This window comes from Neolewinella agarilytica (genome assembly GCF_900110645.1).
GTDB lineage: Bacteria > Bacteroidota > Bacteroidia > Chitinophagales > Saprospiraceae > Neolewinella > Neolewinella agarilytica.
The window spans coordinates 123,487-136,206 of sequence record NZ_FOFB01000005.1 but is presented as its reverse complement, the minus strand read 5'-3'; the positions used below and the strand labels follow the sequence as shown (position 1 = coordinate 136,206).

At 52.0% G+C, this 12,720-nt stretch carries 9 protein-coding genes; all 9 read right to left on the bottom strand.

Going from position 1 to position 12,720, the window contains the following annotated elements; translation table 11 throughout:
• Window position 1: 1 nt before the first annotated feature.
• Window positions 2-1,057 (bottom strand): aldose epimerase family protein, encoded by a 1,056-nt coding sequence (locus BM123_RS06155; RefSeq protein WP_090166363.1) that lies wholly within the window; start codon window positions 1,055-1,057, stop codon window positions 2-4.
• Window positions 1,058-1,121: 64 nt separating this feature from the next.
• Window positions 1,122-2,210 carry a mandelate racemase/muconate lactonizing enzyme family protein gene (locus BM123_RS06150; RefSeq protein WP_090166361.1) on the bottom strand — a complete coding sequence of 363 codons (1,089 nt, stop codon included), beginning with the start codon at window positions 2,208-2,210 and terminating at the stop codon, window positions 1,122-1,124.
• A 130-nt stretch (window positions 2,211-2,340) separates the two neighbouring features.
• Window positions 2,341-3,774, bottom strand: coding sequence for an aldehyde dehydrogenase (gene aldA, locus BM123_RS06145; protein ID WP_090166359.1), 1,434 nt, complete (start codon window positions 3,772-3,774; stop codon window positions 2,341-2,343).
• A gap of 59 nt (window positions 3,775-3,833) precedes the next feature.
• Window positions 3,834-4,598 (bottom strand): SDR family oxidoreductase, encoded by a 765-nt coding sequence (locus BM123_RS06140; protein ID WP_175489270.1) that lies wholly within the window; start codon window positions 4,596-4,598, stop codon window positions 3,834-3,836.
• 54 nt (window positions 4,599-4,652) lie between these two features.
• Complete coding sequence (locus BM123_RS06135; protein ID WP_090166356.1) at window positions 4,653-5,675, bottom strand: zinc-dependent alcohol dehydrogenase; 1,023 nt, start codon at window positions 5,673-5,675, stop codon at window positions 4,653-4,655.
• A gap of 192 nt (window positions 5,676-5,867) precedes the next feature.
• Complete coding sequence (locus tag BM123_RS06130; protein ID WP_245748453.1) at window positions 5,868-7,403, bottom strand: alpha-L-fucosidase; 1,536 nt, start codon at window positions 7,401-7,403, stop codon at window positions 5,868-5,870.
• Between the two features lie 47 nt (window positions 7,404-7,450).
• Window positions 7,451-9,067, bottom strand: a complete 1,617-nt coding sequence (locus BM123_RS06125) for a sulfatase family protein (RefSeq protein WP_090166354.1) — start codon at window positions 9,065-9,067, stop codon at window positions 7,451-7,453.
• The gene (locus BM123_RS06120; RefSeq protein ID WP_090166353.1) at window positions 9,064-11,154 is read right to left on the bottom strand and encodes an FG-GAP-like repeat-containing protein; all 2,091 of its coding nucleotides are present in this window, start codon (window positions 11,152-11,154) and stop codon (window positions 9,064-9,066) included. Before BM123_RS06120 ends, BM123_RS06125 begins: the two co-directional genes overlap by 4 nt.
• Before the next feature lie 49 nt (window positions 11,155-11,203).
• A complete protein-coding gene (locus BM123_RS06115; RefSeq protein ID WP_090166351.1) occupies window positions 11,204-12,706 on the bottom strand; it encodes a hypothetical protein in 1,503 nt (500 codons plus the stop codon).
• Window positions 12,707-12,720 lie beyond the last annotated feature (14 nt).

Sequence of the window (12,720 nt, the reverse complement as noted above, 5' to 3'; positions counted from 1 at the left end):
GTTAAAAAGTGAACTGATAGATGGTCGTCGCCGAATAGCTTTCCCCGGGGCGCAGCACCGCATCCGTTACACCGGGCAGGTTGGGGCCGTTCGGGTAGCGACTTGACTCAAAGCAGAAGGCCCGGTAACGGCCGAATTGATCCCCGTTTTCCCGCTTTAACTCATCTGAAGTGAAGTAGCCCGTGTAGAAAAGAGCACCAGGCTCAGTAGTAAGTACCGCCAGTTTACGACCAGAAGCAGGGTGAGTGAATTCGGCCACTTCTCTGGGGGGCGCAGCCGCAGGTGCAGAGGTGGTTGGAGGAGCAAAGGCGTAGAAATGCTCGAAGCCCGTCGGGAAGTGCTCCAGGGCATCCGCCAGCTTCGTCGCTTTACGCAAATCCGCCGCAGTGCCGGCTACCGCCGTCCGCTCTCCTACCGGAATATTCGTCTCATCCGGCGTCAAAAACTCCGCCGCGTCAATGCGGGCAGTATGCCCGTGGATGGTTTCCGTAAAACCGGAAAGGTTAAAGTAGGCGTGGTTAGTCATGCTCAGGGGCGTGGCTTTGTCCGTCGTTCCGGCGAAGTGCATTTCCAGCGCATTATCTTCCGTTAAGCGGTAAGTGATGCTTACGTCCAGATTCCCGGGGTAGCCTTCCTCTCCGTCCGGGCTGTGCAGGGTAAACTTTATACTGTTCTCCCCTACCCCTTCGGATTGCCACACGCGCTTATCAAAAGCCTGAATACCGCCATGCAGATGGTTGCTGCCGTCGTTGACGGCAAGTGTATAGGATTCTCCTCCGATGGAGAACTTCCCGTCCTTGATCCGTGATGCGTACCGCCCGATCGTGCCGCCGAAATACGGCGCATTGGCACGGTAGGCCTCTCCGAAGTAACCGTCAAGGGAATCAAAGCCCGTTATCAGCTCAGCGCGCCCACCCTTTCCGTCGGGGACACCTATGGAGGTTATGCCTGCTCCGTAATCGCTTAGCTTCACCCGCATTCCATTAGCGTTTTCCAGCGTGTGCAGCGCAACACTTTTTCCGTCCAGCTCTCCGAATTTAGTCGTTGTTCTTGGCATGATCTTTACTTTCTTAGTGGACCTTAGTGTCCGGGATTACTATAAAATGGAAGCCTTCGGCCATTCATTTCTCTTCAAAGGGAACGAGTTTAGCCCAGTCGAAAACAACGCCTACCCCGGGGGTGTCCGGAGCTACTCCGCGGGCGTTTTCCACCACCAGCGGACGGGTGGTATACTCATCGATCGGGAAACTGTGCACTTCAATCCAGCCAGCGTGCTCCTGACTGGAAACCAGGCTGACGTGCAGCTCCTGCATGCCGTGAGAGCAGACGGGCAGACCGTGTTCTTTGGCTAAGGCAGATGCCGCCAGCCAGCCGCTTACCCCGCCACAGTTAGATGCATCAGGTTGTAGGAAGCCCAGATCGGACTGCTCGCAGGCGTACTCAAATTCATGGATGGTATGCAGGTTTTCCCCCATCGCCAGCGGAATACTGGTCGCTGCGGCAATCTCTGCGTAGCCTTTGTAGTTATCCGGAATGGTCGGCTCCTCAAACCAGTAAATGTCATACGGCTCGAAGGCTTTCGCCATCGCAATACTCTCCTCTACGCTCTGGCTGTAATTCGCATCAACCATGAAGGTCACCTCCGGGCCAACCAATTCTCTTACTGCTTTCACCCTTGCTACGTCCTCGGCCAGTTCCGGCCGGCCTACCTTAATCTTCACCGCCCGAAACCCACGCGAGAGATAGCCCCGGATGTTATCCAGTAATTTCTCCAGAGGAAACATCAGGTCAATGCCGCCACAATAGGCCTTGCAGGTATTGCCGGCGCCGCCGGCAACCTTCCAGAGTGGCTGACCTAATCGCTTGCAGCGGATGTCCCACAGAGCAATGTCAACGGCGCTGATGGCAAAGCTGGCAATTCCGCCCCGGCCTACGTAGTGGATATGCCATTCCATGAAGTCATAAAGCTTCTCCACTTCCGTTCCGTCCTGGCCCATTAATGCTGGCGCCAGATCGTAATTTATCATTGCCCGGATGGCCTGCCCTCCCTTACCTCCGGTGTAAGTGTAGCCCGTGCCTTCGGAGCCATCCTCCAGAGTAATTGTGCAGGTGACAAGTTCAAAGTGAAAATGATCGCCATGCTTAGCGTCAGAGAGAACCTCCGCCAGGGGCACTTTGAATAGTCGGGTATGTACTTTGGTTATTTTCATAGTTGAGGGGGGGGTACAGATTGCAGGTTTCAGGTTGCAGGGTACAGGTTGCAGGTGCCCGTTGCGGGAGAGAAAGGCTGAACCTTACAACCTGCAACCCGCAACTTGCAACCTGCAACCTCCACCCTGCCTAATACCGCAGGTAAGTTGTTTTCTTTTCGAGGTATTGCTCAATGCCATACCGGCCGTCTTCTCCACCGGTCCCTGACAGTTTGAGCCCGTTGTGAAACCCCTGGTGAAGCTCCCCGTGCCCGCGATTGATGTAAATTTCTCCGAATTCCAGCTCGTCCGTAAGGCGCATTATCTTGCTGATGTCGGTTGTAAAAACGATGGCCGCCAGTCCGAATTTGCAGTCATTGGCATAAGCCATGGCTTGCTCAAAGCCGGAGAACCGGATAACGGGTAATACCGGGCCGAAGAGTTCCTCGTGTACGATGCTCATCTCCTGGGTGACATCTTCCAGAATGGTCGCTTCGAAGAAATGACCTTTCTCGAAGGCAGCGCCCTCGGGGCGGCCGCCACCCGCTGTGATGCGGGCACCGTCAGCTACGCTCTCCGCGATAAGCTTCTCCAGATTGGTCACCACATTAGCTTCCGTAAGGGGGCCGAGGTCCGTATCTTCCTCACTGGGGTCCCCAACTTTAAGCTTAGCCACCTCTGTATGGAAGCGGCTCATAAACTCATCGTAGATTTCTTCCTCCACGTACATTCGCTCGTTGCAGGTACAGACCTGGCCGTAATTATCGAAGCGGCTGTGCAGGGCACCCGCAACGGCTTTATCAAGGTCGGCATCGGCAAAAACGATACAGGGAGCTTTTCCGCCGAGCTCTAACTGAACGTGGGTAAGATTCTTCGCCGCAGAGCGGGCGATGGCTTGTCCGGTCGGGGTACTCCCCGTCATGCTCACCATATTCGTCAGGGGGCTTTCCACCAGGGCGACACCGGCCTCTACCCCTCCGGTAACCATATTAAGTATTCCGTCTGGCAGCCCCGCTTCTTTAGCCAGGTCGCAGAGCATCAGGGAAGATAAGGGAGCGGCAGGAGTGGGCTTCAACACAACGGCATTGCCAGCTACCAGTGCCGGACCGATTTTCCGCCCCGCCAGCGCCAGCGGAAAGTTCCAGGCAGTAATGGCCACAACTACGCCTTTGGGGACCTTATTAATCAGGAGTTGCTCATTGGGATTGTCAGAAGGAACAATGTCACCTTCAATATGGCGGGCCCAACCGGCAGCATACTCCAGAAAAGAAGAAGTAACGTCGACCTCAAAGCGGGCGACCTTGAGCAGTTTACCCTGCTCGGCTACAATTGTTTGAGCGATCTCTTCCCGATGCTCCTTGATTTTGTCGCTGAAGGCACGGATCAGGTCCGCCCGTTGCTTATTGGGCAATCTTCGCCAGCTCACCTGCGCCGCTTTGGCAGATTTCAGCGCTTTGAGCACGTCGTCCGCATTGGCTACGCCTACGCTTCCTACAGAATCTCCGTTGGCCGGGTTAACAATCGTATCTCTACCGCCGGAGGCACTTTCCCACTGGCCGTTGATGTATAGTTCAAAATTCTTCACAGCATGAGCTTTAAGCAGATCCTTTATCTGTAGGTTAGAAAAGTGGATTCATTGGTTTCTTAGCGTCCCATCCAACCGCCGTCGACTAAAACGATGGAGCCGTGCATGTAAGCCGCCGCGTCCGACGCCAGGAACACCACCGGTCCGGCAAAGTCCTCCGGCTCTCCCCACCTGCCGGCAGGTATTCTGGCCAGGATGCTTTCAGCTCTTTCCGGGTTATTGCGCAGGGCTTCCGTGTTATCGGTAGCGATGTAGCCGGGAGCGATGGCGTTAACGTTGACGCCTTTCCCCGCCCATTCGTTAGCAAAAGCCATCGTCATCTGTCCGATGGCGCCCTTACTGGCTGCGTAGCCCGGAACGGTAATCCCTCCCTGAAAGGTGAGTAGTGAAGCGGTAAAAACCACCTTGCCACTACCCCGGGCGATCATGTCCCGCCCGAATTCACGGGTGAGGATGAACTGAGCCGATTGATTTACCTCAATCACTTTATCCCACATTTCATCGGGGTGCTCCGCTGCCGGGGTTCGTAAAATGGTACCTGCATTGTTGATCAGAATATCCGGGGTGCCGTGTTTTTCCTTTACGGTTTTAATGAAAGCGTAAAGTGCTTCCCGGTCACTGAAATCACAGGAGTAGCCCGTGAAGGATTTCCCGGTGGCCATTACTGCAGCTCCCACCTCCGAACCCGTGGAGGAGAGCGTGGCGCTCACGCCAATAATGTCGCACCCGGCCTGCGCAAGACCCTCAGCCATCGCCTTACCGATACCACGCTTGCAGCCAGTAACCAGGGCCGTTTTGCCCGCCAGATTAAATTTATCCAAAATGTTATTCATAGTGCTTTTTTAGTAGGCGCAGCCCACTTGAAAAAAATCATGTGTTTATGCCTGGCAGTCCAGCAGAACCTTCATCCCGTCCGGATTCTGATCTATTTGTTCAAAGACAGACTGTATGCTCGTCAGCGGAGCGACAGAAGTTATCAGGGCGTTTAGCGGAAGCGACTTGTCAGCGACCAGCTGAATGGCGTCATCATAATCTTCGGGTTCGTATACTCTTGCGCCGATTAACTGAAGTTCTTTCCAGAAGAATTTGAACAGATTAACGGGCCTGGGCTGACCGTGAATGGCCACCAGCACGATACGCCCCCGAATGCCTGCCACCTCGGTCATTACATCGATAGTGGGTTGCACACCGGCAACTTCGAAGACGACATCCGCAAGTCCGCCGTCGGTGGCTTTAGAGACGTAATCAACCAAATCCTCGTTGATGGGATTAACGACTTCAAAACCCAGCTCTTTAGCCAGCTGGCAGCGGGTAGCATTGGTTTCAGAGATAAGCACCTTTGCACCTGCGTGCTTCGCCCGCATTGCCACCAGCATTCCGATTGGCCCTCCGCCGAGTACCACAGCATATTCGCCTGGTTTAATACCACTCAGGCGGACGTCATGACAGGCAACAGCCAGCGGCTCTACGAGAGCGGCCAGTTGCATATCCGTGTCAGCGGGGAGTTTATGTAGCGTGAAGGCCGGCACATTCCAGTATTGTTGCATGGCGCCCGGGCTGTCGATACCAATAAATTTAAGCGCTGCTGCAACGTGGTTGAAGCCTTTATCAGAAGGCTTTGCTCCCCGGTCATCAAGTGGCCGGACGACCACCTTTTCTCCAACTTTGAAGCCGTCCACTTCGGGTCCGACAGCATCAACAACACCTGACATTTCGTGCCCGATCGTCAGGGGCATACTTACGCGTTGATCCATCATTCCGTGAAAAATATGGACATCGGTGCCGCACACGCCACAGTAGGCCACCTTAATACGCACCTCCCCCTTTCCGGGGCTTGGTGATGCAGCATCAATGACGTCAAAAGTTTTGTTCCCGGTATACCGGGTTGCTGTGTTTTTCATTCAATTTTTATTACTACTGAAGGCTTATTGCCCCTTTATTATTGGCGAAGGTAAGACAGCGCTTCTTCCGCTGGAAGTACCAATCGGTTCGAAACCTACCATATATGTTCACGCGGGAAAACTGCTGCATTTCGGGCGCAAACGCAGGGGCAATGAAAGGTTAAAAGAGCAGAATAATAACCGCCTGCCCCATTACTCCATCTCGATTTTCACCACTGTCGCCATTTCATCGAAGCCGCCTTCTGCCGGAAGAGTGATGCTGCTCTCGTGGCTGTTGAAGGTAAAGTCAAGTTCTCTGCCGTCTTTCAGCAAGGAGACCTTTTTTACGGGAAATTTCGGAGGGTAGTTGATAGGGCTCAGACTCTTTAGCTCGACCTTTTCTCCGGGGCTTGGCGCTCCCAGGAAGAAGACATAGATTGTCTTTTTATCCTTTGATTCCGTAAACCGGATATCACTGGCGGAGTACTTAACGGTTGCCGATTGCCCGCCGTGTTTGCCTTCATCTGCCTTGGCCTTACCGTACCCATACTCAAGCCGCGAGCGGGTACCGTAAATGGCCTCACCGTTAACCTTTAACCAGCTGCCAAGCGCCCGTAAAACGGTCAGTTGTTCCTCCGGAATACTACCATCCGTTTTCGGAGAAATATTCAGCAGCACAACACCATTCTTGGATACAACATCAATGAAATTACGGATTACGATTTTGGGGTCTTTGTACGTCTGCCCGTCCACATAACTCCAGGATTGGTTACTCAGGGTAATATCCGTAAGCCAGACCCGCTCCGAGACATCCTTCTTGCCTCCTTGCTCAATGTCAAGGATACTGACCTCAATGGGCAGGTCGTCTTTTTTGTGGGCGATCACGACCTCCTGGCCTCGTTTGGCGGCGTGGTTGAGATAATAAGCACAGAAATCTTTACGGTACTGTTCCGGAATGCGATTGAGCCAGACGTCAAACCAAATGATGTCCGGATCATATTGATCGATGACTTCTTTCAGCTGCCCGAACCAGTAAGGGTACCACTCTTCTTCCGGAACATTACCGTACAGCCAGCGTGTTGGCTCTTCTGTGGAAGAAGTTGCCCAGTCCGGGTTATAGGGGAAATGGCTGTCCCATCCATTCCAGTATTCTTTCTCATCTGCGTTGCGTTGCAGATTCCGGGCATGGTGAAAGCTGGTAATCAGCTTCATTCCACGTTTTCGTATGGCAGTAGCCAATTCTCCGGTAATATCCCGCTTGGGGCCCATGTCGCTTGAGTTCCATGGATTTATTTCACTGTCCCACATAGCAAAACCATCATGGTGCTGTGCTACCGGGCCGCCCCATTTGGCACCGGCATCCTGCATGATTTGTGCCCATTCTTCAGCATCAAACTTATCCGCCGTGAACTTCGGGATAAAATCATGATAGTTAAATGAGGACTGGTCTCCGTAGGTCTTCTGATGGTGCTTGTACTCTTTAGTCCCCTCTATGTACATATTGCGGGGATACCATTCACTACCAAAGGCAGGTACGTTATAAGGGCCCCAGTGTGCGTATATGCCCAGCTTAGAATCAATAAACCATTCCGGATCCTCTTTTACTTTTTCCAGAGAAGACCAATCGGCTAAATATTCTGCGTCTGTAGCCGGGGAGTCCATCGCGCCGGCGTTGGCTTCACTAGACTGACAACTACCCAGAAAGAGTAAGGAACTAAAGGCCAGAAACGAGATTAAAATATGATTCATGATGAAAGATTAAAAAGGTGGAAGGTAGAATGTATTTGTGCTAAAAATCAGGCATCCCAGTATTGATCAATAATCGACTGGAAGCGCGGGTAATCCTGATCTGTTTCGTCAAATTCTTCCCGTAATTGTTGTAGTTGTTTTTTTAGCTCAAGGATGGTTTCCTGGTATTCCGGATCACCGTACCGGTTATTGATCTCCGTTGGATCATTCCGGAGGTCATAAAACTCCCAGGCGACCGGTGTGGGGCCTACGGGGTAAGACTCTTTTTTCCACCACATGCTCCCGACCCCGACTTCTGATTCTTTAAAAGGCTGCGCATAGTAGAAGATCAATTTGTAGTCTTTTGTACGAATGCCGAAGTTCGCCGGAACGTCATGGTGAATGAGGTGCATCCAGTAGCGATAGTAGGTGGCAGTACGCCAATCAGATGGCTCGCTCCCGTCCAGATTGTTGGCAAAGCTTCGACCGTGCATATAGTCTGGTGTTTCACCACCAGCGAGAGTCAACATCGTCGGAGCGAAATCAGTGTTATTAATCAGCAGTTCGCTTTTTGTCCCCGCCTTAATTTTCTTCGGGTAGTGCATGATAAATGGCATTCGCATGCTCTCATCATACATCCACCGCTTATCCATGTAGTCATGCTCTCCAAGCATGAAGCCCTGATCTCCGGTATAAATAATCACGGTATTCTCCCAAAGACCTTCTTCTTTGAGGTAAGCGAAGAGTCGTTCCAGATTATCATCCACCCCTTTTACACAGCGCAGATAACGCTTGAGGTACTCCTGGTAAGCAGCGCTGGTAGCAGAGTCACGTGGTGTTTCCGTTATCCCATACTGGGCGGTATAACTTCGGTACGGATGGCGGTCAGAAACGGAAGTGCCAATGCGGTTGCGTAAGTTGTCGTTCGTGCCACGGGTAGCTTCTGAGCCGAAATCCGGCTGGTTCTGATCGTATAGGTTGTCCGGCTCGGGAATGTGCGTATCTTCCAGATAATCGGCATAGCGCGGGGCGAACTCAAAGTCATCGTGTGGGGCCTTGTAGTGGTGCATCAGGAAGAAAGGTTGGTCTTTCTTCCGCTTCGTCTTAAGCCAGTTAAGGGTAACATCCGTTACTATATCACTACTGTGGCCCTTGTATTTTACAAAATTGTCCGGCCAGTCTCCCGCGTCGCTGGATCGAAACTCCGGATCAAAGTATTTCCCCTGGCTTTCCAGCACGTGGTAGTAATCGTAAGCCGCCGGTTCTGCCTTTAGGTGCCACTTACCGACCATAGCCGTCTGATACCCGAGCTTACTCATTTCACGGGGGAGGTGCTGCCGTTCGACGGGTAAGGTATCATTGAGGGTGAGAATGCCATTAGTCTGGCTATACTGTCCCGTCATAATACTTCCCCGGCTCGGCGTACAAATGGAGTTGTTGCAGAATACATTGGTGAAAAGAGCGCCCTCTTTAGCCAAAGCATCCAGCGTGGGGGTTGGGTTCAGACGGGCCAACCGACTTCCATAAGCTCCAACTGCCTGAGTGGTATGATCATCAGACATAATGAAGATAATGTTAGGCCGCTCTGCAACCGTTTCTTCCGGAGATCCATTCCCTCCATTACATCCGGACAAAATGGTAAACAGTAGTATTAGACTCCCAAAGGAAGTTAGCGTTGGCTTCATCGAATAATGAGTTTATGAATGGTGATTTCCTCTTGATGAGTCAAACGGCAGAGGTACTCCCCCGCAGGAAGTTTTGGTAAGGTGACGGGCAGGCTTCGCAGGCTTTCCTCAAACTCAATATCCTGAGAATGAGCCAGCTGGCCCGTGATGGTAAATAATTCAAGTTTTATGGCGCTAACCGCTTCTGTCAGCGCGATCACAATATCTCTGCCCGCAGGGTTAGGGTACATCGTTAGCGCTTCGACTTCAGGCAAAATTCGAATGTCGATCGGTTGAAGAACCGGACAAGCGGACGCAGAGGCGATCGTATCAACAATCATTGCATCCTGCGTATGCGCCACACCCTGATACTCCTCTCCGGAATAAATTTCTACCACCTTTAGTGGCTCAGTAGTGTAGGCGACGGTTTCTGTTCGGGAAATGAGCAAGGTTTCCGCACCGGTGTCCTCCCTCACCCTTATCTGACTTACCACTGGTTCAGCGGCTTCATTTGCGCAAATGGTTTCGGACGAATGCCGAACAGAATACCAATTCCCTTCCTGCTCAACCCCCACCAGATTACCCCAGGCGAGATCGTAATAACTCAGCCGGCTCCCGTCATTAAAATGAACAACCAAACTGTCTATTTCCTCAATGGTCTCCATTCCAAAATGGAGAGGACCGGATGAGTGAGAAAGGTAACTGGAGCCGCCATCTTTTTCCCGATACAGGGTTTTTCCTCCTGCATGTAATTCCATTCTCCTGGCAGAAAAAGGAGATTCTACCGCCAGCCACCGGCCTGCAGCGGAAGAAGTATTGCGTAGCAGCCGAGCCCTTTCCGGCCCGTTCGCTACAGGACTAACCGCATTTACGGCTACATCCTGTAAGCCGTCAAGGTCATAATCAGCAACGGCAAGGCCTCTGCCCATCAGGCTCACTTCCTGAATTCCGGGAATACTCCGAAAAGTACCATCTCCTTCATTCTTAAAGTAAGCCATTGGCTCAGCGTCGTTTTCTGTTTCAGCCACCTGCCCGTTTGCCACTACCAGGTCAAGTAAGCCATCCAGGTCAAAATCAGCAAAAGCGGTTCCCCAGCTTGTTAGCTCCGGCAGAGCAACACCGGCAGGTATTGCCACATAACGGAAAAAATCCCCATCTCCAACATTTTCGAAAAGAGGGTTCTCTCTGATATTTGTGATGTACAAGTCCTGATCTCCGTCATTATCATAATCTCCCTTGGCGATGCCCATGGCATTGATCGTAGCGGCTGATCCATCCTCGTTCGCCGTAGCGCGGTAAGTCCCCCCTTCATTACGGAACAGCTCATTGGCCTGTACCAGATAGCCATAATCATTGGCAACGTAGAGGTCTTCTCTGCCGTCTGAATTAATGTCCGTAAAAGTTGCTCCAAGTCCACAGCCATTATTGTCAATGCCAAGAACAGCCGCTACCTCTTCGAAATTTCCACTTCCATCGTTACGGTAAAAAAAGTTGGGCTGCCCTCCATCCATTGGCTCTTCCCCTGCGAGATAATTGGCAACGTATATATCAGGGTCTCCATCATTATCGGGGTCGCCTACGCTAGCCGAGGCGCTGTAGGCTGAGTGGCTTATTCCCACTGACAAAGAAACATCCGTAAACCTGCCCGCCCCGTTATTACGAAACAGGCGATTGGGAGTTCCCGCCAGGGTGGTAAAAAAGAGGTCCTGATGGCCGTCTACATCAAAGTCTGCACTGACAGCTCCCATGGTTCCTGCCGTTCCCAGTAATCCAGCGGACTCCGTAACGTCGGTAAACTTCCCGTTCCAGTCATTGCGATAAAGCTTCGCTGGCAAATCACCATTCACGAAAAGTAAATCCGGATAACGGTCCCCGTTGTAATCAAACCAGACTACCCCACCGGCCATCAGCTTAGCATCCAAAGCAGCAGCATGAATCTCTAAAGCTTCACTCACATCCTGAAAAGACTGCCCGGACAGAAAACCGGACAGAAAAATCAAAAGAAGCAATGGAAGACGGTTGACCATAACCACTGAAAAAGCTTTGGCGTTGAAGGAGAGAAAAAGGAGTGGCTCGTTGTGCAGACGAGCCACTCCATAAATAATCAAGTAGTAAGTCTTTTAACCCGACGCAGCGGGTGAAGGCTTATAGTGTTTTCTACCGACCACTGGCAGTGACGTAAACCGTTCCACCTTCTGGTGCATTGTGGGAGATCATAAGACCGGTAGCGCTGATACCGTCTTCCAGAATACCGGAGATTCTCACCGCCTGGTTCCGGTTGCCTTGCTTAGTGATGGTCAACGTTTTACCGTCATCGGAGAGGGTTCCCTCCGGGACAAAGTCCGGGTTACCAAAGCCATTTACAAAGCGAAGGTCCGTTACTGGCTGAGAGAAGGTATACTGCGTGCCATTAGGACCTAACCACCCGAGCTCAAAGCCTACATCTCCAATATCCGACAGTGCTGCATCAGCACCAGGAGTGATCAGCATCGAATAGGTAGAGGCGTTATTATGATAGGTTTGCGTCAGTGGGCCCATTCCGGGATTGAAAATGAAAAGGTTGACGTTGGCATCCGCCGCAAAGGTTACCCCATCCTGATCGAAAGTGAAAGACTTCCCGTTGAGCGTAGCCATTACGGGGTCGTTTCCTCCACCACTGGCGAAGTTGAGCAGCGCCCAGTCCTGAGACTCCCCCAGGAAAGTAACACCGTAGGAGAATGGGAGCACGACAGAACCACTGCCTACCGTAAAGGTTCCCGTCTCAGAAAAGGAAAGTGTGTAGTCTGTCCCGGCAGTCATTGCTGACGGATCAACATTCAGCTGAATGACGTTATCAGACCATGCGGGCTTTTCTGCACTGGTGATGGCTACCGTGCTGCCTCCTGCAGCAGAGAGAGAGAGCCTGCTGGTGAGATCAGCCGCAATTGCTCCCGTGGGCTCGTTGAGTGCCAGGAAGATCGCCGAACCATCCCGGTTAAAGCGCGCGCTGCGAGACTGAGTTACGGGATCGTCAAAAGTCTGAATGTATTCTGTTTTAGTCTCCGTGCTAACAAATCCTGTTGACCGGCGGGTTACCGTCAGGGATACGTCGTAGAGTCCGGTTTCCGGGAAGACAATTGAAGGGTTGCTGGCAAAAACAGTATCAGCCGTAACTCCGGGGATGAACCAGGCGTGGATGATGGCAGTATCGGCAGCTCCCAATACTGCGGGAATGGCACCAACGCCCTCCGTCAGGTTGGAGAACTGAACGGCGTTACCGCGCTGAAGTGCGGTTGGGTTCGCAGAAAAATTGGCGACGACCGGAGGATTAACTAAAACCTGCAGGCGACGACGCTGGGTGGAGCCATCCGCGAAAGTAGTAGTGACGAAAGTCAGGAAGGTTCCTTCTTCGGCATAGGTTACGGAAGGGGAAACATCCGTTGAGGTAGCGGGTGAGCCTCCTTCGAAAGTCCATTCCCGGCTGGTAGCGTTATTTGATTTGTCTTCGTAAGTGATGGATTGGCCGGCATCGATGATAACGTTATCCGCATCGATAAAGAAATCGACCGGGCGGAAGTCGAAAAAGTCATCGTCCTCCGGTTCACAGGCGGTAAAAAGAGCCATACTGGCCAGGCAAAACAAGAAGAGTTTGCCAAGATTAGAGACTAAAGATAATTTCATAATAAGTCTAGAGT